The organism is Pontibacter toksunensis (assembly GCF_042686245.1).
Lineage (GTDB): Bacteria > Bacteroidota > Bacteroidia > Cytophagales > Hymenobacteraceae > Pontibacter > Pontibacter toksunensis.
Map to the genome: position 1 here is coordinate 40960 of NZ_JBHUOX010000019.1, position 23392 is coordinate 64351.

The following is a 23392-nucleotide window of genomic DNA, read 5'->3' on the forward strand; positions in this document are numbered from 1 at the left end:
ACGTTCTTGTAGTGGTGTTTAAGAAATGTAATTCTTTCTCATAGAGTATCTCCTGTCTAAATCAGAATTGGCAATTTTGACAGGTCAAGCGGGTTGTTTATATGACAAAGGCATTAGGAGCATAAGGTAGTTTACCTAAATGTTTTTACCAGGCACTACCACCACCTGCTACGATGTGAGGTCTATTGACTTTGGTTCTAGTTATAGAAGAGTTAAATTTCCCTTTCCTAACTTACCTTACCAACTTATTCTCTTTTATGAAAAAGAAGTTTTTAGCTTTAATAGCTTTCTGCTGCGCGTGTAGCCTGGGGGTGCAGGCCGAGACCCCTAAGTGGCTAACCACACCGGCCATTTCACCTGATGGTCAAACGATTGTTTTCAGCTATAAAGGCGACCTGTATCGCGTACCTGCTGCTGGTGGAGTTGCAGCGCCACTTACCATGCATGAAGGATATGAGCACATGCCTGTATGGTCTAAAGACGGCAAGCATATAGCCTTTGCCTCTGACAGGTACGGCAACTTCGATGTTTTTGTCATGCCGGTTACTGGTGGTGAGGCCACCCGGTTAACCTTCCATTCCAGCAGCGATCTTCCTTCCGGGTTCACCGCAGACGGCAGGAATGTGTTGTTTACTTCTGCCCGTTTAGACGCAGCTTCCAATGCCATGTTTCCCAACGGTACCTTTCCTGAACTATACAGTGTACCAATAACTGGCGGCCGCAACCAGATGGTGCTCACCACACCTGCTGAGGCCGCGCAGTACAATGCTACAGGTAGCCTGCTGGTGTACCAGGACCGCAAAGGGTATGAGAACGCATGGCGTAAGCACCAGACCTCTTCCGTAGCGCGTGATATCTGGGTGTACAACGCCAAGACAAAGCAGCACACCAAACTGACAAATAATACCGGGGAAGATCGCCAGCCCTTGTTCAGCCCCAACGGAGAAGAAGTATACTACCTGAGTGAGCAGCCTGACCAAACCTTTAACGTACGCAGGATGAGCCTGCAGAATCCAAAGGAAAGCGTAGCCATCACTAACTTTACGAAGCACCCGGTGCGTAACCTCAGCGGGTCTGACAAAGGAGTACTTTCTTTTACTTTTAACGGTGACATCTATACGCTACAGCCGGGTGCACAGCCTCAAAAAGTAGCCATAGAGCTTTACTCAGACATCCGTTCTAACCATAATAAAATCATGACTGTTTCGGATAATATCACCGAAATGGATGTGTCACCGAACGGTAAGGAAGTAGTGTTTGTGAACCGCGGTGAGGTGTTTGTTTCGTCTGTAGAAGGCGGAATCACAAAGCGCATCACAAATACGCCGGAGCAGGAGCGCTCCGTAAGCTTTAGCCCGAATGGTCGCAAGATTCTGTATGCCGGAGAACGCAATGGCAGCTGGAATATTTACGAAACAAGCATTCAGCGCAACGAAGAGCCTTATTTTTACGCCTCCACACTGCTGAGTGAAGAACCCGTTCTTGCAACAGAAGCAGATGAATTTCAGCCTGCCTATTCTCCTGATGGCAAAGAAGTGGCATATCTGGAGGAGCGTGTGGTGCTGAAGGTAGTTAACAAGGCTTCAAAGCAGGTGCGCACAATCCTGACGAGTGATAAAAATTATTCTTATTCAGATGGTGACCAATACTATGAGTGGTCTCCAGATAGCAAATGGTTTCTGGTGCAGTTTAACCAGCCAAAGCAGTGGATAAGGGAGGTGGGACTGGTGCCTGCCAGCGGCAAGGGTGAGTTGATGAACCTTTCCCAGAGTGGCTACAGCGACTCGCAGCCAAAGTGGATGATGGAAGGTAAAATGATCACTTACTTTACTAACCGTGATGGCCTGAAAGGCAATGGCAACAACTCCGGCCAAAATGATGTGTATGCGCTCTTCACCACGCAGGATGCCTTTGACCGCTTCAAACTAAGCAAAGAAGATTTTACTTTACTGGAAGACCTTGAGAAACGTGAAGCCGAAGCAAAAGCCAAAGCGGAAAAGGAAAAAGTGGAGAAGAAAGCCAGCAGGAGGAAATCAAAAACATCAAAAGAGGCTGCCCCTGCAGAGGTAATGTTTGAACTCGAAAACCTGCCTTACCGCAAACTCCGGCTTACCGTGCATTCTTCTGATTTGTCGGATGCATTGGTATCAAAGAAGGGCGATAAGCTGTATTACCTGAGCAGTTTTGAGAAGGGGTATGATTTGTGGGTGACAAACCTGCGTGACAATGAAACAAAACTGCTGGCAAAATTAGGTGCGCGCGGTGGTGCCATGGAAATGTCTGAAGATGGAAAATCGCTGTTCATATTGGCAGCGGGTAAAATCATGAAGGTAGATGCTGAGAGTGGCAAGCAGGAAACTGTAAAAGTGAATGGCGAGATGAATCTGCAGGCAGCCGCAGAGCGGGAGTATATGTTTGACCACGTAGTGCGCCAACTGGAAAAGAAATTCTATGTAGAAGACCTACACGGCGTAGACTGGAAATTCTATACTGATAATTACCGACAGTTTCTGCCATACATCGCCAATAACTATGATTTCGCCGAACTGCTAAGCGAACTGCTGGGCGAGTTGAACGCATCCCACACCGGTGGCCGCTACAGGCACAACCAGTCAAATTCAGATGAAACTGCCTCCCTTGGCTTGTTCTATGACGATGCCTATACTGGCCCAGGTTTAAAGGTGAAGGAAGTCATTAACATGAGCCCATTTGACCGTGCGAGTTCGAAAGTGAAGCCAGGTGTGGTTGTTGAAAAAATCGACGGACAGGCAATTGAAGACAATACCAACTATGATCAGCTCCTGAACCGTAAAGCCGGTAAGTTTATGCTGGTGTCGCTCTACGATGAGAAGAACAAGAAACGTTGGGAGGAAACGGTGAAGCCTGTATCTGACAGTGAACTGAACGAACTGCTGTATCAGCGTTGGGTCGAGAGCCGTCGCAGAGAAGTATCCCGCCTTTCCGGCGGGCGCATCGGCTATGTTCACATCCGGGGCATGAACGATGCAAGTTATCGTGTGGTGTATGAGGAGGTGCTGGGCAAAAGCATTACGAAAGAAGCCCTGGTAGTAGACACCCGCTCTAACGGCGGAGGCAATCTGCATGATGACCTGGTTAGCTTTCTGAACAGTAAGCAATATGCTGAATTCATCCCGCGCGGACAGTACCTGAGCGACGAACCCCGCAATAAGTGGAACCGACCTTCAGTAGTAGTGATGAATGAGAGTAATTATTCGGACGCACATATTTTTCCGATGCTCTACACAGAACTTGGTATTGGTAAAACCGTGGGTATGCCAGTGGCCGGAACCGGTACTTTTGTGTGGTGGGAAACACTCATTGACCCGACAGTCGTATTCGGTATTCCGCAGGTAGGTTACCGTACCAATGCAGGAAAGTTCCTGGAAAACACGCAGCTGGAGCCAGACTATCTTGTAGCCAATGACCCGGCCCTTGTAGCACAGGGACGTGACCAGCAGCTGGAGAAAGCGGTGGAAGTGCTGCTGCAGGAGTTGCCGAAGAAGAAGTAAAGAAAATTGTAACTTTAGCAGGAAACACTATTTACAAGTTAATGACTTCCTGCCAAATAGTCAGGAGTATATGTGAAGGAACAGCTGAATTATCTTTATACATAATCAGCTGTTCTTTATTTAAGATGTCGTACAAGTCAAGATTCTCTCACCTGAAAAAAAGCTTAGATACATGAACAAACCATTTCCGATACAACAGGTACGCGCAGCGTTTCCGGCATTAAGAGAAGACGTAAACAGAAAGCCACTCATTTTCTTTGACGGCCCCGGAGGGACACAAATGGCCGGTACCGCCGCTGATGCTATGTTTGTGTATATCTCGAAAGGCATGGCGAACCTGCACGGCACCTTCCCGACAAGCATCAGAACAGACGACACCATTGCAGAGGCAAGAAGCGCCGTAGCTGACTTTTTAAACTGCGAACCCTCAGAAGTAGCCTTCGGGCAGAATATGACGTCGCTCGCTTTTGCCATCGCCAGAAGCCTCGCAGCTTCTATAGAGGAGGGAGATGAGATTGTGGTGACGGAGCTAGACCACAGAGCCAACGTGGACCCGTGGGTGACGCTTGCAAAAGACAAAGGTGCCGTAGTGAAGTTTATCCAACTGAACCCTGAAACGTTTTCCCTTGACCTGGATATGCTGGATGAGGTGATAACACCCAAAACAAAACTTGTAGCAGTTGGTATGTCATCGAACGTGACGGGCACTGTCACGGATATAGAGAATATACAGTCCAAAGCGAAGGCTGTAGGAGCATTGTTTGTAGTGGATGCCGTACATGCCGTTCCGCATCTGCCCATTGACTTCAAGAAATCAGGAGTAGATATTTTACTTTGTTCAGCCTATAAATTCTTCGGTCCTCATATTGGCATGGCAGTTATATCGGCTTCGCTTTTCGAGCGGCTGCCAGTATACAAACTGAAGCCGGCCCCGCATGAAATTCCATACAAACTGGAAACCGGGACTCAAAACCATGAAGCCATAGCCGGTTTAATTGGAGCGATCGAATTTATTCAGAGCTTGGGCGTAGGCGGCACAAGAAGAGAGCAGCTGCTTTCAGGTATGCAGCAGATTGCCGCTTATGAAGATGAACTGAGTGAGTCGATAGAGAGTTTCCTAAAAGAGATACCTGAAATTCAGCTCTTCCGTGCACCTGCTGGCACAAGGAAAACCCCGACTTTCGCCTTTACCATTGCCGGTGTCAACTCAAGGGAAGCGACAGCCTGGTTTGCCCAGAACTATAACATGTGTATCGCTGACGGAGACTTTTACGCTTCCACAATGGCAGAGAAACTGGGGGTGTACCACAGGGGTGGCTGGATTCGTATTGGGTTGGCGCCTTACAATACTGCTGAAGAAATCGGGCTTTTTAAAGAAGGGTTACAGCAGTATATATCTGCACATAAAAAGTAGGTGTCACCTTATTTTCTCCCCAAACTCATTTCTCCTATAGGTGGCTATGAATTTGGGGAGATTACTTCTGGCATCTATCTGATGTCAAATCTACTCTCAAACTCCTTTATCAGCACATCAAAATTCTCCTTTAGTTCCTCGTAATCCGGCTCAAACTTCGGAACTTTACTTTCATCAAACGTATCTTCATGCCCCCAGCGAGGCCAGAATATGTTGTCGTAATAGAAGTCCCACAGATCCCTTGCTGCATTGTCCCAGGTTAAATCCAGTAGATCTTCATCCTCTAACTGATGGCCGAGGTCACCAAAAAGATTAATGAAATTTATGGCTTCTTTTATGAAATCATGAGTCATTTCCTTCTTCAGAATAGCCGCTTCTAAAAACTTCATATCATAGACTACAGAAGGAGCAGGATCCGACAGAAAAGTCCTGATCAACCACTCTTTCGTTTTGGTGTCATCAGGGAAAGGTATCTCAAGGTCTTTTACAGCATGCAGCAGCCCTATAGGCGAAGTTGATGTTATTATTTTATTGTCCTTCGAAAGTATAAACTTATCCGTTCTGTCATTTTCATCGGTTGAGTCGGTAAGCCAGATGTGGTACAATGGAGTTTCGAAACGATCCGAGACATAGGCATGTATCCAGGTGGTATATTGTTGGCATAGATCTTCGAATTCCCCCTCTGATTCTGTTAACTTCATGTGTTTTCAGTTCGTGATAAACATACTGTACGAGATGAAGCTCAGGATATTTATCACGCTCGGTATATTTTTATCTGAAGTATTAGCAGTCCCTAGGTGGTCTTATCTCAACGAAGTGTTAAGGTAGAAAAGGTATTCAGCAGCGTGGTGATGAGGTTGATAAGCGCCGTCGGGTAAATACCAATACCCACCAACAGCAACGCTAGCACAGTTAAGGTGCCCACACTGGCCATGTAAATGGAAGGACGTAACTGCCTTCTTGGCTCCATTTCTGCCTCCGGCTGTTGAAACATCACTGCTATGATTTTGATGTAGTAATACAGGCCAATCACGCTGTTGAGAACCAAAATTACCACCGGAAGCCAGAGTTGCGTGTTTACGCCTGTTGCGATGATGTAAAACTTGCCTACAAAGCCAGCGGTGAGCGGTATGCCTGCCAGCGAGAGCAGCATGGCCGTGAAAATAGCCGCCGTCCAAGGACGCCGCCAGAGCAGTCCTTTATAGTCTTCCATGCGTTCGGCATCTCGCTCCTTATCCGACAGCATCGCGATGACGCCAAATGCACCTACAGTCGTGATGAAGTAGGCGACTAGGTAAAAGGTGACGGCCTCCACTCCCATTTGGTTTCCGGCCAGAAAAGCAACGAGCAAGTAGCCCAGGTGGGAGATAGAGGAGTAGGCGAGGATGCGCTTTACGTTCTGTTGCATCAGGGCCAGCAGGTTGCCGGCAAACATAGAGGCAATGGCAATGATGGTGAAAATAAGGATGAGGGTAGGGTAGCGGTAACCGTCCACTTCCATGAAGAACCGAATCAGCAGGCCCAGCACGCCTCCTTTGGAAACTGTGGCGATAAAAGCCGTAACAGGCGCCGGAGCCCCTTCATACACATCAGGCGTCCACATATGGAACGGCACCACACTCAGCTTAAAGCCAATACCAATGATCATCATACCAAAACCCGTAATAAGCAGCAGCGGCAGCTTTTCAAAAGCAGCAATGGCCGTAGCTATTCCGGCAAAAGTCATAGTGCCGGTGGCGGCATACACCAATGCCATACCGAACAGCAGAAAGGCAGAGGAGAAGGCGGCCAGGATAAGGTATTTGATACCTGCCTCATCAGAGCGCTCCCGGGTGCGGAGGTACGCAATAAGGGAATACAAGGCAACGCTGAGTATTTCCAAGCCCAGGAAAAAAGAGGCAAAGTGTGTGCTGATAACCATAACGCAGGCACCCAATGTAGAGAGAATCAGGAGGATATAGTATTCCTCTTTCCGCTCTTCGCGCTGCTCGAAATAAGCGTACGAGAGCATGCTGATGAGCAGTGCCGTGAGGAGCATCAGACCAATATAGAACATCGAGAAACCATCCATTATAAAGAGCGGCTCTATGATGTAAGGCCCTGCCATGCTTTGCTCAAAAAGAGAGAGAAAGGCTGCCACAAAAGACACGGCTGTGATCACGTAAACAATTTTATGGTTGCGCCACGCCGAAATCACCAGCATACTTACCAGGGAACCAACTGTCAGGATGAGCAGTGGCATCAGGTGAATAAAGTCATTTACGCTCATATGGAATGGCTTTGGGTTTATTTTTCAATTACACTTTTGAACGTCCCCCTTTGAAGGGGGTAGGGGGATGATTACACCTGCAGAAAGCAAAGTTTTGTAAAATCTATTACTTCATCTAAATTATAGCAGAAGCCGTCAAGCCTCAGCCTGCTTGTCATCCCCCTTACTCCCTTCAAAGGGGAACTTTACTGCATTATTTTTCAAAAGCCTTTACAGCAACTTTCGAATTTAAACTGTCTGCTATCTCTATAATTAATGGCACATCTGCTACCGCGACTTTAGGGTCTGTCATGGGCTCCGTGTAGGCCTGCAGTTGCTCCTGCACAGATGGCTGCGCCAGGTCAAGCACAGGCTGGGGGTATAGGCCGAGCCAGAGGATACCTGCAATCATAGGGGCCGCAATCAGCATCTCACGGGAAGTAAGGTCAGGCAGTTCATGCTGCTCCACCGTGGCCGGTTCATAAAACACTTTCTGCATGATCCGGAGCGAGTAAGCAGTGGCCATTACTAAACCAATGGTCGCAAAAATAGTGAGCAGGTTGTTTGCCTGCCACGACCCAACCAATGTTAGAAACTCCGCGATAAAGTTGCCCAGCCCTGGTAGGCCTAAGGAGGCCATTACAAAAACCAGTGCTACTACCCCCATCTTCGGTGCTTTAGACCAGAAGCCACCCATCAACCGTATGTCGCGGGTGTGCAGACGCTCGTACAGGAAGCCTGCCAGAATAAAAAGTGCTCCGGTGCTGAGGCCGTGGGTAATCATCTGCATGACCACCCCCTGTAGCGCCAATTCATTGAAGGCAAAAACGCCAAGGATAACAAAACCCATATGGCTGACGCTGGTATAGGCCACCAGCCGCTTCAGGTCTGTTTGCGAGAAGGCCAGTATGGCACCGTAAATGATGCCGATAACACCCAGCAGCATGGCCCAGGGAGCGAATTCCACCGCGGCTGTAGGAAATAAGGGCAGCACAAAGCGCAGCAAGCCGTAAGCGCCTGTTTTCAATAGCAGACCGGCCAGAATCACACTGCCTGCAGTGGGGGCTTCGGAGTGCGCATCAGGGAGCCAGGAGTGGAACGGCACCACGGGCAGCTTCACGAGGAAGGCAGCTAGGAAGCCAAACATCAGCAGGAGTGCTGCCTCAGGGGCAAGCGTTGTGTTCAGCAGTGCAAAGTAGTTAAAGGTATAGGTGCCGGTCTGGCTGCCATGTATGAAGTATATACCTAGTATAGCCAGCAGCATGAGCAGCCCACTGGCCTGGGTGAAGATGAAGAATTTGTACGCTGCATAGTTGCGGTTCTCGTGTCCCCAGATACCAATCAGGAAATACATCGGTATCAACATTACCTCCCAGAAGAAGTAGAACAGGAACAGGTCCATGGTGAGGAAAACGCCGGTGATGCCCGCCAGCACCCACAGCAGGTTAAAATGAAAGAAGCCGACCTTGTTTTTAATCTCTCTCCACGAAATCAGGATGGCGACCAGGCCAAGGAAAAAGGTGAGCAGAAGCATGAGCAGGCTCAGCCCGTCGAGCGCCAGGCTGAAGGAAACTCCCCATTGCGGAATCCAGGGCAGCTCATACTGCAGGAGCCACGGCGAAGCACCTAAGGTGGCGGCAGGCGTAGCCAGCCACAGGTAGAGGGTGATGCCGAAAGAAACCAATACAGAGCCCAGTGCTATCCAGCGGGGAGAGGCACGGTGCCACCGTTGTGCAATCCATGCCAGCAGTCCACCAGCCATTAATATCACGATAAGCCAGACTAAGATCATAGGAATATGCTTATGGTAAGAATCATAATAGCGCCGACTACAATCCCGGCTACATAGTTGCGCAGCACCCCGCTCTGTGAATCCGATAGCATCATATGGAATCCTTCGGCTACGCGGGCAAGACCGGTGTAGAAGCCATCTATCACATCACGTTTGTTCACGTTGGCCAGAAATACATAAGGCCGCACCAGCAACGTGTCATACAGTTTATCAAAGCCCCAGCCGGAGTGCCAGAAGCGATGTACAGCCATCGCGGTGTTGGAGCGGTGGATAGAAGCGAGGAGTTCCGGTTTGCTCAGGTAGAGGAGGTAGGCAATGTAGATGCCGCTCAGGGATACAACAGCCGCCAGCAACTGCAGCATCCATTCATACTGGTCAAAGCCAGGCACTACGCTTACCGCAGGAAGTATGGGCGAAAGAAAATCGGAGAACAGCACCACGTGCCCGAAGTTGTGCGGCAGCTCAATAAAGCCCCCAACCAACGAGAGTACTGCCAGTATGATCAGCGGTACCTTTATTGCCATAGTAGGCTGGTGCCCCACATGCGTTTTGGCTTCGCCATAGAAGGTGATGAAGACCATCCGGAAGGTATAAATAGACGTGATGAAGGCTCCCAGCAAACCTGCCGCATAAAGCCAGATGCTGCCGTTCTCACCCGCCAGTTGCAGCCACAGAATCTGGTCCTTGGAATAAAAGCCTGCCGAAACCAAAGGGAAAGCGGCCAGCGAAGCAGCTCCAATCAGGAAGGTCCAGAACACGACAGGCATTCTTTCGCGCAGGCCACCCATTTTGCGCATGTCTTGCTCGTGGTGCAGCGCAAGTATAATAGCCCCTGCACACAGGAAGAGCAATGCTTTGAAGAAAGCGTGAATCATAAAGTGAAAAACCCCCGCCGACCAGGCACCTACACCCAGCGCCAAAAACATATACCCAATCTGGCTGATGGTGGAGTAGGCGAGCACCCGTTTCAGGTCATACTGCGTAAGGGCGGCAAAACCAGCAATCAGCAGCGTAACTGCACCAATAGCAGCCACTGCTATCATGGCGACAGGCGCCAGTTCAAAGATGACGTGCATGCGCGCAATCAGGTAGACACCGGCCGTTACCATGGTCGCGGCGTGTATCAGGGCGCTCACAGGAGTTGGACCCGCCATGGCATCTGGCAGCCACGTTTGCAGCGGCAACTGGCCTGATTTACCCACAGCCCCACCTAACAGCAGAAAAGCGATTATTACCGCCATCTGTGCACCTGTATCCCATAGTTGAACAGCCCCCGTGGAAATGGTCTGGATGTGCAAGGTGCCGAAAGCTTGGAAGAGCATGAACAACCCAATGGCCATGGCCGTATCGCCGACCCGCGTGATGATGAAAGCTTTTCGGGCAGCGTAGCCGTTAGCGGGTTCTTTATACCAGAAGCCGATGAGCAGGTAACTACACAAACCTACCCCTTCCCAGCCCAGGTATAAGAGCAGCAGGTTGTCCGCCATCACGAGCACCAGCATAGAGCCCACAAAAAGATTCATGCAGGCAAAAAAGCGGGAGTAGTCAGCATCCTCCGCCATGTACTCGGTAGAGTAGATGTGGATGAGGAAACCAACAAAGGTGATCACGAAGATGAATACCATGGAGAGCGCATCGAGGTGGAAGGCGATGGAAGGATTAAACCCTGCTACACTAAACCAGTTCCATACCTCCTGGTGGTAAAAGGCCCGTTGGGTAGAGAGAAACTGGAAGCCCAGCAGCAGCGTGATAGCTGCTGATACACCGACACTGCCTGCCCCGATAGCTGTTACCAGACCACGTGAAATTCTATTGCCGAACAGCACCAGCAGCAGGGCACCGGCAAAGGGTAAAGCGGGTATTAACCAAAGTAAATCTTCCATAGCGTTTATCCTCTCATAAAGTTTGCTGCGTCGCTGTTCAGGGTCTTTAGCTGGTGGTAAATCTGCAGGATCAGGGCCAGGCCCACGGATACCTCGGCTGCGGCCATGGTAAGGATGAAGATGAACATTATCTGCCCGTCGGGCTGCACCCAGCGGGAGCCTGCCACGATAAATGCCAGTCCGGCAGCATTGAGCATAATCTCAACCGAGATGAGCATAAAGATGATGTTGCGCCGTATCATGACGCTGATCATCCCCAGTAAGAAAAGTATACCTGCCAGCAACAGGCCGGCTTCCATAGATACAGCGTTCATGCGGCGGCGCTCCTTTCCTGTAAAAATCTGTGAACCACTTTTTTCTTCTGTCTGCCCAAATGATAAGCGCCTACGATTCCGGCCATCAGCAGAATCCCGCATAGCTGCACCGCCAGTACATAGGGTCCAAACAATGCCATTCCTACAAGCCGGGCATCCACGGCAACTACAGCCGCGGCAGGTGGTGCATCAGCGGCCACCATAATGTAAGTAAGCTCGGCCAGCAGCACCAGCGATAGAATAGCAGGTCCTACCCAAACAGAGGGCTTCAGCCATTCCTTTTCCTTCTGCACATCTTCGTAAGTGAGGTTGAGCATCATGATGACGAAGATGATAAGCACCACAATGGCGCCTGCATATACAATGACCTCCAGGGCTGCCATAAAAGGCGCTCCCAGCGTGAAAAACACAATGGCAATTGCCAGGAAGGAAACCACGAGGTAGAGCAGCGCGTGGATCATGTTATAGCGTGTAATTACCATCAGGGTAGCCAGTACGGCGACAGCTGCGGCTATGTAAAAAGTCAGTTCCATGGCGTCAGGGCATTAAACTTTTGATATCTACAGGAGGCGTTTCGTTCTCCGCCTCGCCTTTGTCTTTTCCTCCGATGGCCATACCTGCCACCTTGTAATAGTTGTAGCCGGGATACTTGCCTTCGCTGTTGATGAGCAAATCCTTTTTCTCATACACCAGGTTCTGGCGGTTATATTCACCCATTTCAAAGTCTGGTATCAGCTGGATGGCATAGGTAGGGCAGGCCTCCTCGCAGAAGCCGCAGAAAATGCAGCGGGAGAAATTGATGCGGAAAAAGTCTGGGTAGCGTCGGCCGGTCTGGTCTTCGGTGGCCTGCAGGGAGATGCAATCTACCGGGCAGGCGGCGGCGCAGAGGTTACAGGCCACACAACGTTCTCCTCCGTCCGGATCACGTGTTAAGACAATCCGGCCTTTCCACCTTGGTGGGAGATAGGGCTTTTCCTCCGGGTACAGTACGGTGTCACGCTTGTGAAACGCATGCAGAAATGTAAGCCACATACTGCGCAAAATACTAAACATGTCTGCTCCTTTCCTTTATATATTATCTACTTTCTCAATTACATATTGTCATTTAGACCATCGGGAGAAATCTGAGTGAATATTATCTTCCTCTCCGTTCAAAATGAAGCTTTTATCAGTTCCGGTTCAAACCACCCCTGACCCCTCCTTGTCCAAGGCGGGGGGGCTGCTTTTCCGGCTTCGCCTGTCCTTTTTTATAGCTCGCGCTCTTAAGGGTTTAGCTCTTGGTCTTGTTACTCGTCAACTATATTGATGAAATCTTCAAATTGCAGTTCCAACTCCCCTCCTTGGACAAGGAGGGGTAGGGGTGGTTGGGTTTTTCTCGCTTCCATCTATAGCTCTCGATGATACTGTTTGCGTTTCTTAATTTCCACAGTTGATACTCCTAATAATCAGGAGCAGTAATGTCTTACCCTTCCTGCCACAGCACCACAGCAGCTGTCACCAGTAAATTGACCAGCGTCAGCGGCAGTAAAATCTTCCATCCGAATTCCATCAACTGGTCATAGCGGGGGCGGGGCAGCGAGGCACGCAGCAGCACGAAGATCATGAGGAAGAAAGCTGTTTTCAGGATGAACCACACGATGGGCGGCAAAAAGTCCGGGCCCAGCCAACCGCCAAAGTATAAAGTGACGAGCATGCAGGAGATGAGCGTGATGCCCATATACTCCCCGATGAAGAACATGCCGAACTTCATGCCTGAATACTCAGAGTGGAAGCCTGCTACAATTTCACTTTCTGCCTCCGGTATATCGAATGGCAGGCGGTGCGTTTCGGCTATGCCTGCTATAAAAAAGATGATGAAGCCTAGAAACTGTGGGATGATATACCACATGCCCGCCTGTGCCAGGACGATATCAGATAGCCGAAAGGAGCCACTCAGCAGCACGACACCCATTAGGGCCAGTCCCATGAAAACCTCATAAGAGATCATCTGAGCTGCACCACGCATGGCTCCCAGAAGTGCGTATTTATTGTTGGAGGCCCAGCCGCCCAGAATAATACTATAGGCACCCATGGAAGACATGGCCAGGAAAAACAGTAGCCCGATATTGAGGTCAGCCACCACAATGCCGGGTGCAAAGGGCACCACGACAAAGCTGAGCAGTACTGTTACCACCACCACAGCAGGGGCAATCACATACACGGGCTTGTCTGCAAATGGAGGAATCCAGTCTTCTTTAAAGAACAGCTTAAGCGAGTCGGCCAGCACGATAAAGAGCCCGAGCGGACCTGCACGGTTCGGGCCGTAACGGTCCTGCCAGAGGGCCAGCATACGGCGCTCCACCCAAATGAGTCCGGCTGCTACATTGAGCATCACGAACAACACGCCGCCTATAATCAGAAAGTAGTTTGGGGTTGCTTCTTCCATTTTAAATTACGGTTTAAGATGGCCCATGCAGGTAATTCTGCAAAGGGTACTGAAGGTAAGCCTACGGGTAATCCAGCGGTACCACTCGGTATGTGCGTACTTGTTTTCACGGGCAAGTTGTAGGTCTGTCCTGCTATCGTGAAGTGTAGCGGCTGTCCGTCTTCCAGCTTCAGGCGGATGGCATCAGCGGCATTCAGCGCGACATAAGGCTCAGGCGCCCGCTCCATAATAGGAGGGGAGTACATGCTGAGTTCTTCAGAGCCAAACGTATGATACAGGGGTAGTATAAACAGGTGGTCCTCCAGTGGTAAAAAGTCCTGTGGAACAGCCATCGAGAATACCCCCGTGTTGGCTGGTTTTATCAGCCGCACTCCCGGATCGCCTCCTTTCAGGTGACCGCCTACTTCCTGCTGGTATTTGTTGGTAGCCTGGTTCGAATTCCAGCCCGGCGACCAGAAGAATGGAATCAGGGACGAAGGTGGTTGGCCCCGGTATCCCTCCATAGTATAGGAGAGCGGAGAGTCAGGGTCTTCGGCTGGCTTCGGCTCGCTCACATTGCTATCAGCTAGCATGGAAGTACGGCCGCTGATGCGATGCGAAGCACGGGCGATTTTCTGGCCTGCAATACGGAATTCTGAAGTTGGGGCTACGGCCTCTATACCACGGAATGCGGGCAGCTCTATCACAATTGCACGTACTATATCGTCGTAGCCATGCCAGTTGCTGATTTCCTCATTAGCCATGATGGTGCCTAACTCGGAAAGCCAACGCCAGCTTTCCTGAACATCCTCTGCTGAAGGATGAACCTGGTAGAAGCGCTGTGCACGCCCTTCATTATTGATAAGCGTACCATCCGATTCTGAAAATGGTCCCGCGGGTAAAAGGATACCTGCCGTTTCGGTCGTGGCATTATGTAGGTGGTCCAGCACAATTACCTGCTTGCACGCCTTGAAGAAGTCATTCACTGTAGTTTCACCCGCACGTCGGTACAGGTTATTTTCCAGGATAATAGCCGTGTCAGCATAACCATTCAGTACAGCATCCAACGCAGACTCCAGTCTATGGCCTCCTAACATGGCCAGGCCCATGCTATTGCATTCTGGAACGGTAAGCACAATGCCGGCTGCTTTTTCTCTCGCACATAACGCATTTGCAATGTTGGAAGCAGCTCTTAGTACACGTTCGTTTCCGCAGTGTGTCCCTGAAATTATCAAAGGGTTTTTTGCCGCCATCAGCGCCTCTGCTATCTGCCCGGCCAGTTGCTGTTCTGCTTCTTTCAAACCTTCTACTGACGGACAATCTAGGCATATGTGGTTAGCCACGGCATAACCCAGACGGGCAATTGCCTCCGGAGAAGCAAAATACGTTTGGGTTGCCAGTTCGTCCAGCTTTGTCTCGTTAGAAGCAGCAATAAAGAGCGGACCCTTATCTGCCTGCACCAATTCGCGCACGGCAGCATCCTGCCATACCGGAATGTTAGCTTTAGATACCTGCTCCAGGAGGGGCTCCTGCCTTACAGCCTGTCGCACGGCCAGGGCCAGCATTGGGGCAGTATTTGTCAGGTCTTCCCCGAGTATGAACACCGCGTCTGCTTTTTCTACCTCCTTCAGAGATGGTGTGCGTGCTGCTCCTTCCTGTAAGATGCGGAGCGATAGGTCCACGAGGTCGTGGTCCATGTCAGATACACCATGATGGAAGTTGTCCTCGCCAACCAGTGTTCTGAGGACATAGTTAGACTCCAGAGAGGCCCGAGGAGAGCCAATACCTATCGCCCGGCCTGCTTTCAAAGCAGAGGCAGCTGCTTGCAGTGCTGTGTATTTGTCACTAGCTTCCGGCAGCTTGCTGCGCACGAGTGGCTTACGAATGCGGCTGATGCTGTTTACGTGTTCATAGCCGAAGCGCCCACGGTCGCAGAGGAAGTAGCCGTTCACTTCTCCGTTATAGCGGTTAGTAATGTTTCGCAGCGTGCCATAACGCTCTCCTGCCGTAATGTTACAGCCGAGGCTGCAATGGTGGCAAATGGATGGGGCAGAAGTAAGGTCCCATTTACGGGTATAATGCTGCTTGAGGGTTTTATCTGTGAATACACCTGTTGGGCATACTTCTGCCAGGTTGCCACTGAATTCGCTTTCCAGCACGCCATCTTCGTGGCGGCCAAAGTACAGGTGATTGTGCGCCGCAAAAACATCAAGGTCCTTTCCGCCTGCATAGTCTTTGTAGTAGCGTACGCAGCGGTAGCACTGTATGCAGCGGTTCATTTCGTGGTTCAGAAAAGGACCGAGGTACTGGTTGCGGTAGGTGCGTTTCTCGAAGGAATACTGCCGGTAGTTATGGCCTGTCATTACGGTCATGTCCTGTAGGTGGCAGGCACCGCCTTCGTCGCACACAGCACAGTCGTGGGGGTGGTTTGTCATGAGCCAGCCAATAACGTGGGCACGAAACTCTTTCGCTTCCATATCGGCAACAGACACCCGCATGCCATCACGCACCTGCTCCATGCACGACATGAAGAGCTTGCCTTTGGTGTCGTTTTCGTCGCGGTACACTTTCACGGCGCACTGTCGGCAGGCACCTATCGACCCCATAGCGGGATGGTAGCAAAAGTAAGGTACATCGAGACCTAAGGTGAGGCAGGCCTCCAGCAGGTTTTTGCCTGCTGCTACGTCATAGGGTTTGTTATCTATATAGATGGTTGCCATACTTTGCTCCAGGGACAGTGGTGTTCGTGAATGTGTCGCTCAAAATCCTCTCTGAAATATTTCAGAGCGCTCTGCAGGGGTTCCATGGCGCCGGGTGCCAGTGCACAGAAGGTGTTGCCGGGGCCAAGGTATTTGGTATGAAAATCAAGCGTAAGCAAGTGTTCTGGTTTGCCTTCGCCTCTGTCGATGGCCAGTAATATCTTCTCTACCCAGGGCAGCCCTTCACGGCAGGGGGTGCAGAAGCCGCAGGACTCCTGTGCGAAGAAGTGCTGTAGGTTGTGCACAAAGCCCACCGGGCAGGTCTGGTCATCGAGGATAATCATAGTGCCGGTTCCCATGCGGCTGCCGGCGGCCTGAATAGAACCGTAGTCCATGGGCAGGTCGAGATGCTCTTCCACCAGGAAGTCAGTGGAAGCTCCTCCCGGTAAAAGACCTTTAAAGAGGTAACCATCCTGCATACCCCCGGCGTAATCTTCCAGTATTTCGCGAATGGTGGTGCCAATGGGGAGTTCCCAGCAGCCAGGGGTTTTTACGCGACCGCTCACACCGTATAGTTTTGTGCCTGTATCTGAACTCTTGCTGAGACTTTTGAACCACTCGACTCCGTTATTGATGATATGGGGCAGGCAGCAAAGAGTTTCCACATTATTGACGATGGTAGGCTTACCGTATAGTCCGCTGACTTGTGGGAAGGGAGGTTTTGCCCTGGGGTTAGCTCGCTTGCCCTCCAGCGCGTTGAGCAAGGCCGTTTCCTCGCCGCACATATAGCGCCCCACGCCGGTGTGCAGGTGCATCTCGAGGTTAAAGCCGGAGCCGAGGATGTTTTCTCCTAGATAACCAGCCTCGTATGCCTCGTGTATGGCTTGGGTGATTTCCTGTGCGGCCAGTTTATAGGCCCAACGGAGAAAGACGTAGGAGATGGTTGCTTGTATGGCATAAGCTGCCACAATCATACCTTCGATGAGCTGATGCGGATTGCCCTCCAGCAGGAGGCGGTCTTTGAAAGTACCGGGCTCCATTTCGTCGGCGTTTGCCACCAGGAATTTGGGTGTGGCCGCCTCCGGTCCCATAGGCACAAAGCTCCACTTCAGGCCCGTGTTGAATCCGGCGCCACCGCGTCCCTTCAGGTTCGAGTCTTTCACCTGCGTCTGTACTTCCACGGGTGTCATCGCCTTCAGTATCTTCCGGACAGACTGGTATCCGCCTACCTTCTCATAGTCTTTTAAGTTGAGCGGTTTTCGGCCAGGTACAATGTGTTGGGTAAGGGGCAACTCCATAGGCCCACATTCGGTTTAGGTATAGTTTTTTAAGATCTCGTCCAGTTGGTCAACCGTTAAATTCCGGTACAAATCGTTGTCAATCATAAGGGCAGGGGCACAGTCGCAGGTGCCAAGGCAGCAGTTTGGTAGCAAAGTAAAGCGGCCGTCTTCTGTTGTCTGGCCATATTTAATGTTAAGAGTTTGATAGAGGTGGTCACGGATGCCTTCGTAACCCATGACATAGCAGCTGATGCTGTCGCAGAGCAAAATCACGTGCCTGCCGACAGGCCTTCTGAAAATGAGGTTATAGAAAGTCGCCACACTGTCGAGCTCTGCCGGCGACATGTCCACTACTTCCGCCACATCCTTCAGGCTCTCATCCGAAATCCAGCCCCGGTTGTGCTGCACGATTTTGAGCGCTTCGATGCAAGCGTTTTTCCGTGTCGGCACCAGGCTTATTTCATGTTCGATTTTCTGTATTTCCTCTGTAGTAAGCATATCAAGACTCAAGTATCAAGACGTTAGACATAAGACTATTCATTTCTTGGATTTAGTTTGCAGCTCTTGTTTTACTATCATTCGTTTCATTCATCACTTTTTAGCTTCTACCATTCCCCATTCTAAAACCGAGTGCAAGCCCTAAACTTAAGCCTGTAAGCTGAACCTTAGTAGGCTGGAACTCTGATCGCTGCACTTCAGGCTCTGGCAACAAAATACCCGTCTCATGCACAATGATGAAAGGACCAATTGCGGATTCTGTAGCCCACCTGCCATTTAGGTTGAGAGCCAGATACCAATCTTCTTTGTGTATAACATGAAGGGTATAACCTGCATACAATCCAGGTTTGACATTGTTATTCTTTTGTGATGTTGGGCGTTCCGCATTATCCCTGACCCGATGTAAAAAAAGTGCGGGGCCAATATTTAGCTGATGCTTTTTGTCACTGGAACGGAAAACATAATTTAAAGAGGCTACCCAAATTTCGCTCTTCAGGTGTAGCCTGTTTCCAATACCTATTTCATCATATCCATCTACCTGAACATTGTCGGTTAGTCCTACCACAAGTGATACCCCTCTTGTTCTCTTAAAGTAATAGGTTGCCCCGATATTTGCTATCAGTATATTGTATGCCTTGGGATACTGTGTGGCCTCATCAGAAAACCAACCAGGTCCTCGTGTGTCCCCAAATCCTGATGCTTTCATCTGGTCCTCTATATCCTCTTTTGGCCCAAACAGTCCTATGCCCAGCGTCATTGATAAATTAAACTCGCCACTCTCTTGCTGCACCTCTTTACCCATATTCTCCTGTGGCCTGGCCTCTTGGGAGAGGAAGCTGAAAAGAAGCAGTAGTATGGCAACTTTAATAGGCATATAGGTTTGATAGCGCTACAACCAAAAGGTTTTTTTGCCGCTCCTGGAAATTTCATGAGATGAAAACACCAGGAGCAGTATACCTTAACTCTCTAACTCTCTAACTCTCTAACTCTCTAACTCTCTAACTCTCTAACTCTCTACCTGTCAATGTCCGCCAGCACATAATCCATGGCTCCAAGTATTGACAGCAGGTCTGCAACAGTATAGCCTTTGGTGATGTAAGGGAGCATCTGCATGTGCGGGAAAGAGGGAGTCCGGATGCGCACCCGGTAGGGTGAAGTATTCCCGTCGCTGGTTAGATAGTATCCGTTCGCTCCCTTTGTGGCTTCGATGCAGCTCATGGCTTCACCAGGAGGTATCACTGGTCCCCAACTCACTCCTAAAAAATGTGTGATGAGGGTTTCGATGTCATGCATCGTGTGCTTCTTAATAGGAGGAGTCGTCAGCGGATGATCGGCTTTGTAAGGGCCTGCTGGCATGTTCTTCATGCACTGCTCTATGATGCGCAGGCTTTGACGCATTTCGGCTACACGCACCAGGGCACGGTCGTAACAGTCGCCGTTGGCGGCGGTAGGCACCTCAAAGTCGAACATCTCGTAGCCGGAGTAAGGCTGCTTTTTACGGAAATCCCAGTCGAAGCCGCAGGCGCGAAGATTCGGACCAGTTACGCCCCATTCAATGGCCTCATCAACAGTAAAAATTCCAATGCCTTTGGTGCGAGCCTTGAAGATGCTGTTTTTGAGCACCATGCTGTCGTATTCCTTCAGCCGTTTGGGGAAGTAGCTAAGGAAATTCTGCACCAGCGTTTCCCATCCGTTGGGCAGGTCCTGCGCCACACCGCCAATGCGGAACCAGTTAGGGTGCATACGGCCGCCACAAACTGCCTCTACTATATCGAATATTTTTTCCCGGTCGGAGAACATATAAAACACAGGCGAAAGCTGCCCCACGTCCTGCGCAAAAGTGCCGTACCACACCAGGTGACTGGCAATGCGGAAGAGTTCGCACATCATGATGCGGATGAACTTTACCCGTTCCGGTACCTCAATGCCGGCCAGCTTTTCCACCGACTGCAGGTAAGCCATGTTGTTCATCACACCGCCCAGGTAGTCTACACGGTCGGTGTAGGGGAGGTACGTGTGCCAGGTCTGGCGCTCGCCCATTTTCTCGGCACCACGGTGGTGGAATCCGATATCAGGGATGGCATCTACAATATCTTCGCCATCCAACTGCAGCACAATGCGCAGCACACCATGTGTGCCCGGGTGCTGCGGACCGATGTTGAGGAACATAAAGTCGCTGTCGTCGCTTTGCCGCTCCAGGCCCCACTCTTCGGGCTTAAACTGCAGGGCTGCCTGCTCCAAGTCTATTTTGTCATCGTAGAGTTGGAAAGGGCCCATTTCCGTAGCGCGGGCAGGATGTTCTTTACGCAAAGGGTGACCCACCCAGGTGCGGGGCATCAGGATGCGGTACAGGTGCGGGTGCCCTTCAAAGCGGATGCCGAACATATCATACACTTCCCGCTCATACCAATTGGCGTTGGCCCAAAGACTGCTGATACTTGGCACCAGCGGGAAATCATCTTTTAAGCCTACTTTTAAGCGGATAAAGCTGTTGCGGTCGAAGGAGAGAAGGTGGTACACCATGGTGAAGGCGTAGGGCGTATGGCCGTTTTCCTTCCTGCGGGTGCGCTCATCTATGGCAGTGAGGTCAAAGAGCAGGCGGTACGGCTTCGGGATGTCTGTCTTCAGAAAAACCAGCACCTCTTTGATTTTATCAAGAGGCATCCAGAGGGTGAGAATATCATCCTTCGTTGTTTGTGGTTTGAAAGTAGAAGCTCCAAACCTTTCATGCAATTGCTGTAATATGCCGCTTTCCATTTCCATAGTAGGAAGTAAAAATGTCCGAAATACGCTAACTCATGCTACTCTTGTTTCTATTTGATTATTTATGATAAATAGACTTTCTTCTTTGTTTGCAGATGCTGATGCAAACACTCGCAGGAGCTGCGCACGCTGCGAGGTTTAGTAATTTATTTCAACACCGGTTCTTCTGCTGTCACAGGGTCTATAATTGCCTTTACCTCACTCACTGAATTTGCAGGGAATCCTCCTTGTCTGGCATGCTCCCGTACCATTTCTTCATTTGGAGCATTGTAAACGCAGTAAATTTTATCGCCTGTCACATAGCTGTGTACCCACTGTATTTGTGGCCCCAGGTTAGTAAGTACGCCACAGGATGTCTGTGAAATACCTTTTAACTGTTCGGCTGACATGTTGCCAACTCCTGGAACTTCCCGTTCAATAACATACTTTGGCATCTGATTTTATTTTATGATTTAACAATCCCTTTTTCAAGACGAATGACAGTTCTTATACTTCATCCGGCGATCTGAACTCAGTCATGTTAGCCCGTGCTTCCTCTCTTCTAATTTTCACGTCTACCTTGTCAGGTTTGATGACGCCCTGTTCGCCTATGGTCCAGCTAAGCGGTCTTTTTTCTTTCCCCACCGATTCAGCGAGCAGCATCAGGCCCTCCATAAAGGCATCGGGTCGGGGAGGGCAACCGGGTACGTACACATCCACAGGCAGGAATTTATCCACTCCCTGCACCACACTATAGATGTCGTACATGCCACCCGAGTTTGCACAGGAACCCATCGAAATTACCCATTTTGGCTCCATCATCTGCTCGTGAAGTCTTTTGATAATGGGTGCCATTTTGATGAAAACGGTACCTGCTATAATCATGACATCTGCCTCCCGGGGCGTGCCGCGAATTACTTCCGCTCCAAAGCGGGCTACATCGTACTTAGGCGTCATACTGGTGGCCATCTCTACAAAGCAGCAGGAAAGCCCGAAGTGGAAAGGCCACATAGAGTTCTTCCGGCCCCAGGCAACCAGGTCCTGCACTGTCGTCAGCATAATGCTTTGCTGGATGTTGTCCTCAAACGAACCTGTGCCCTTAACTGTAGAGGCAGGTGCTTCGGGTTTGCTAAGCCACCATTTCATATTGCGTTTTTTAGGTGTTGCTCTGACTGTTTCCAGAGCGAATAAATACTGCTTTATCTTCGAAAAAAGAAGCTATTAACCTTGTAAGACGTAGTTATGAGTGCATAGCCGAAGCCATGTACCTATCAACATCGGAACAGGTATTCAAAGCTTACTCTTTATATTTCTTACAAATAGATTCTAAGGCTTTCCCTGGTGAACAGCGTATTTTGTGATGGCCTTATATCCTATATTTTGCCGTATATTCTGTGTTAAGAAGAAGGCTTATGCGTCATCTTTTTATAGGCGGCAAGAATTTTTTTGCCATCAGGCCCGAAGTCCAGTGCCCCGTTCCGCCACTCATACACCAGCACAATCGCCAGCAAACCGATGAATACCAACACACCCATGTAGCCGTACCAGCCTAGTTCTCTGAAGGCAATGGCCCAGGATAATATGAATATTGTTTCGACGTCGAAGATGACAAAAAGCATGGCCACGAGGTAGAACTGCGAAGAGAAGCGCATACGGGCAGAACCCGCACTCAGTATTCCTCCTTCATAGGGCTCACCGGTAGCTCGTTCATTATGATGTTGCCCAAGCACGTAGGAGAGGCCAAGGATAGCCCCTACCAGGCTCAGTACAATAGCGCCATAGACCAGCATAGGCCACAATACTGTGGCGTTTTCGGTTGAGGTATACACATCTTACCCGCCTCCTTGCAGGAAATTAGTACATGCACTTTACACCAATAAATAAAACTGTTACCAGCCGTTTGTTATGAGCCGGCTATATAGTGTTCGAGGTTGTCTATGATATACTTTTGCTCCTCGATTATATATTTTACTATGTCACCTATAGAGATAAGGCCGACAAGTTTGTTTTCTTCCACGACTGGTAAATAGCGAATGAACTTCTCTGTCATGAGTTTCATGCAGTCTTCCACTGTATCGTTGGGCGTTACAGTAAGAGGATGTTCGCTCATGATTTCTTTCACAAGGGTTTCTTTGGAAGCCTTACCCTTAAGTATAACTTTACGGGCATAGTCTCTTTCTGTGAATATGCCGACAAAGTTTCCCTTATCCATTACTAACAAGGCACCCACATTTTTTTCGACCATCAGTTCCAGGGCACTGAACACAGTAAAGGAAGGACTTACAGATAGCGTATCATGACCTTTTTGCTGTAGAATGTGTCTGACTGTCCCCATAGTTTCCTCCTTCTGATTTAAGTAAATGGACTATCTGAATAATTTAAACCAATATACGATTATTTAAAAAATAATGGTCATAAAAGAAAAAATAATTTATGGTGAAGTAATTGAAAGTCATGCAATTATAAAATTTGATAAAATATAAAGAATCAATGGGTTGTATGGAATTGTAATTAGGTTGCTGATTTACAGATAGTTATTCATGAAGACAAGAATAGATGCTATGAGTTGACTTTATCTAATCTGATAT

Annotated in this window: 19 protein-coding genes; 2 read left to right on the forward strand and 17 right to left on the reverse strand. The window is 49.6% G+C overall.

Annotated features, from left to right (window positions below; all coding sequences use genetic code 11):
* Positions 1-257 precede the first annotated feature (257 nt).
* Positions 258-3530, forward strand: a complete 3273-nt coding sequence (locus tag ACFS7Z_RS20365; protein WP_377488676.1) for a S41 family peptidase — start codon at positions 258-260, stop codon at positions 3528-3530.
* Positions 3531-3702: 172 nt separating this feature from the next.
* Entirely contained in the window at positions 3703-4944 is a 1242-nt protein-coding gene (locus ACFS7Z_RS20370; RefSeq protein WP_377488679.1) for a cysteine desulfurase-like protein, read from the forward strand.
* Between the two features lie 74 nt (positions 4945-5018).
* Here ACFS7Z_RS20370 and ACFS7Z_RS20375 read toward each other — a convergent pair whose 3' ends face one another.
* The 17 genes from ACFS7Z_RS20375 to ACFS7Z_RS20455 form a co-directional block, all read right to left on the reverse strand.
* Positions 5019-5645 carry a hypothetical protein gene (locus tag ACFS7Z_RS20375; protein WP_377488682.1) on the reverse strand — a complete coding sequence of 209 codons (627 nt, stop codon included), beginning with the start codon at positions 5643-5645 and terminating at the stop codon, positions 5019-5021.
* Positions 5646-5752: 107 nt separating this feature from the next.
* The gene (locus tag ACFS7Z_RS20380) at positions 5753-7213 is read right to left on the reverse strand and encodes an NADH-quinone oxidoreductase subunit N (protein WP_377488685.1); all 1461 of its coding nucleotides are present in this window, start codon (positions 7211-7213) and stop codon (positions 5753-5755) included.
* Between the two features lie 193 nt (positions 7214-7406).
* Entirely contained in the window at positions 7407-8984 is a 1578-nt protein-coding gene (gene nuoM / locus ACFS7Z_RS20385; protein ID WP_377488688.1) for an NADH-quinone oxidoreductase subunit M, read from the reverse strand.
* Positions 8981-10867, reverse strand: a complete 1887-nt coding sequence (gene nuoL, locus ACFS7Z_RS20390; RefSeq protein ID WP_377488691.1) for an NADH-quinone oxidoreductase subunit L — start codon at positions 10865-10867, stop codon at positions 8981-8983. Before nuoL ends, nuoM begins: the two co-directional genes overlap by 4 nt.
* A gap of 5 nt (positions 10868-10872) precedes the next feature.
* Positions 10873-11181: an NADH-quinone oxidoreductase subunit NuoK gene (gene nuoK, locus ACFS7Z_RS20395; RefSeq protein WP_377488694.1), complete on the reverse strand. Its 309-nt coding sequence runs from the start codon at positions 11179-11181 to the stop codon at positions 10873-10875.
* Complete coding sequence (gene nuoJ, locus ACFS7Z_RS20400) at positions 11178-11714, reverse strand: NADH-quinone oxidoreductase subunit J (RefSeq protein WP_377488697.1); 537 nt, start codon at positions 11712-11714, stop codon at positions 11178-11180. The genes nuoK and nuoJ overlap by 4 nt, the downstream gene beginning before the upstream one ends.
* 4 nt (positions 11715-11718) lie before the next feature.
* Positions 11719-12234, reverse strand: coding sequence for an NADH-quinone oxidoreductase subunit NuoI (nuoI, locus tag ACFS7Z_RS20405; RefSeq protein ID WP_377488700.1), 516 nt, complete (start codon positions 12232-12234; stop codon positions 11719-11721).
* Positions 12235-12643: 409 nt separating this feature from the next.
* Positions 12644-13606 carry an NADH-quinone oxidoreductase subunit NuoH gene (gene nuoH, locus ACFS7Z_RS20410; RefSeq protein WP_377488703.1) on the reverse strand — a complete coding sequence of 321 codons (963 nt, stop codon included), beginning with the start codon at positions 13604-13606 and terminating at the stop codon, positions 12644-12646.
* Positions 13576-16305 (reverse strand): NADH-quinone oxidoreductase subunit NuoG, encoded by a 2730-nt coding sequence (gene nuoG / locus ACFS7Z_RS20415; protein ID WP_377488706.1) that lies wholly within the window; start codon positions 16303-16305, stop codon positions 13576-13578. Before nuoG ends, nuoH begins: the two co-directional genes overlap by 31 nt.
* Complete coding sequence (gene nuoF, locus ACFS7Z_RS20420) at positions 16287-17582, reverse strand: NADH-quinone oxidoreductase subunit NuoF (RefSeq protein WP_377488709.1); 1296 nt, start codon at positions 17580-17582, stop codon at positions 16287-16289. Before nuoF ends, nuoG begins: the two co-directional genes overlap by 19 nt.
* A 15-nt stretch (positions 17583-17597) precedes the next feature.
* Positions 17598-18062 carry an NADH-quinone oxidoreductase subunit NuoE gene (gene nuoE, locus ACFS7Z_RS20425; protein ID WP_377488712.1) on the reverse strand — a complete coding sequence of 155 codons (465 nt, stop codon included), beginning with the start codon at positions 18060-18062 and terminating at the stop codon, positions 17598-17600.
* Between the two features lie 100 nt (positions 18063-18162).
* A complete protein-coding gene (locus tag ACFS7Z_RS20430) occupies positions 18163-18936 on the reverse strand; it encodes a hypothetical protein (protein ID WP_377488715.1) in 774 nt (257 codons plus the stop codon).
* A 140-nt stretch (positions 18937-19076) separates the two neighbouring features.
* Complete coding sequence (gene nuoC, locus ACFS7Z_RS20435) at positions 19077-20825, reverse strand: NADH-quinone oxidoreductase subunit C/D (protein WP_377488718.1); 1749 nt, start codon at positions 20823-20825, stop codon at positions 19077-19079.
* Positions 20826-20971: 146 nt separating this feature from the next.
* The gene (locus ACFS7Z_RS20440; RefSeq protein WP_377488721.1) at positions 20972-21259 is read right to left on the reverse strand and encodes a DUF4242 domain-containing protein; all 288 of its coding nucleotides are present in this window, start codon (positions 21257-21259) and stop codon (positions 20972-20974) included.
* Between the two features lie 52 nt (positions 21260-21311).
* Positions 21312-21950 (reverse strand): NADH-quinone oxidoreductase subunit B, encoded by a 639-nt coding sequence (locus ACFS7Z_RS20445; RefSeq protein WP_377488724.1) that lies wholly within the window; start codon positions 21948-21950, stop codon positions 21312-21314.
* Positions 21951-22201: 251 nt separating this feature from the next.
* Positions 22202-22633, reverse strand: coding sequence for an NADH-quinone oxidoreductase subunit A (locus tag ACFS7Z_RS20450; RefSeq protein ID WP_377488727.1), 432 nt, complete (start codon positions 22631-22633; stop codon positions 22202-22204).
* Positions 22634-22707: 74 nt separating this feature from the next.
* Entirely contained in the window at positions 22708-23139 is a 432-nt protein-coding gene (locus ACFS7Z_RS20455; protein WP_377488730.1) for a CBS domain-containing protein, read from the reverse strand.
* Positions 23140-23392: the final 253 nt, after the last annotated feature.

Coding starts and splice junctions, on each gene's coding strand:
- ACFS7Z_RS20365 (WP_377488676.1), top strand. CDS start 258: ATGAAAAAGAAGTTTTTAGCTTTAATAGCTTTCTGCTGCGCGTGTAGC.
- ACFS7Z_RS20370 (WP_377488679.1), top strand. CDS start 3,703: ATGAACAAACCATTTCCGATACAACAGGTACGCGCAGCGTTTCCGGCA.
- ACFS7Z_RS20375 (WP_377488682.1), bottom strand. CDS start 5,645: ATGAAGTTAACAGAATCAGAGGGGGAATTCGAAGATCTATGCCAACAA.
- ACFS7Z_RS20380 (WP_377488685.1), bottom strand. CDS start 7,213: ATGAGCGTAAATGACTTTATTCACCTGATGCCACTGCTCATCCTGACA.
- nuoM (WP_377488688.1), bottom strand. CDS start 8,984: ATGATCTTAGTCTGGCTTATCGTGATATTAATGGCTGGTGGACTGCTG.
- nuoL (WP_377488691.1), bottom strand. CDS start 10,867: ATGGAAGATTTACTTTGGTTAATACCCGCTTTACCCTTTGCCGGTGCC.
- nuoK (WP_377488694.1), bottom strand. CDS start 11,181: ATGAACGCTGTATCTATGGAAGCCGGCCTGTTGCTGGCAGGTATACTT.
- nuoJ (WP_377488697.1), bottom strand. CDS start 11,714: ATGGAACTGACTTTTTACATAGCCGCAGCTGTCGCCGTACTGGCTACC.
- nuoI (WP_377488700.1), bottom strand. CDS start 12,234: ATGTTTAGTATTTTGCGCAGTATGTGGCTTACATTTCTGCATGCGTTT.
- nuoH (WP_377488703.1), bottom strand. CDS start 13,606: ATGGAAGAAGCAACCCCAAACTACTTTCTGATTATAGGCGGCGTGTTG.
- nuoG (WP_377488706.1), bottom strand. CDS start 16,305: ATGGCAACCATCTATATAGATAACAAACCCTATGACGTAGCAGCAGGC.
- nuoF (WP_377488709.1), bottom strand. CDS start 17,582: ATGGAGTTGCCCCTTACCCAACACATTGTACCTGGCCGAAAACCGCTC.
- nuoE (WP_377488712.1), bottom strand. CDS start 18,062: ATGCTTACTACAGAGGAAATACAGAAAATCGAACATGAAATAAGCCTG.
- ACFS7Z_RS20430 (WP_377488715.1), bottom strand. CDS start 18,936: ATGCCTATTAAAGTTGCCATACTACTGCTTCTTTTCAGCTTCCTCTCC.
- nuoC (WP_377488718.1), bottom strand. CDS start 20,825: ATGGAAATGGAAAGCGGCATATTACAGCAATTGCATGAAAGGTTTGGA.
- ACFS7Z_RS20440 (WP_377488721.1), bottom strand. CDS start 21,259: ATGCCAAAGTATGTTATTGAACGGGAAGTTCCAGGAGTTGGCAACATG.
- ACFS7Z_RS20445 (WP_377488724.1), bottom strand. CDS start 21,950: ATGAAATGGTGGCTTAGCAAACCCGAAGCACCTGCCTCTACAGTTAAG.
- ACFS7Z_RS20455 (WP_377488730.1), bottom strand. CDS start 23,139: ATGGGGACAGTCAGACACATTCTACAGCAAAAAGGTCATGATACGCTA.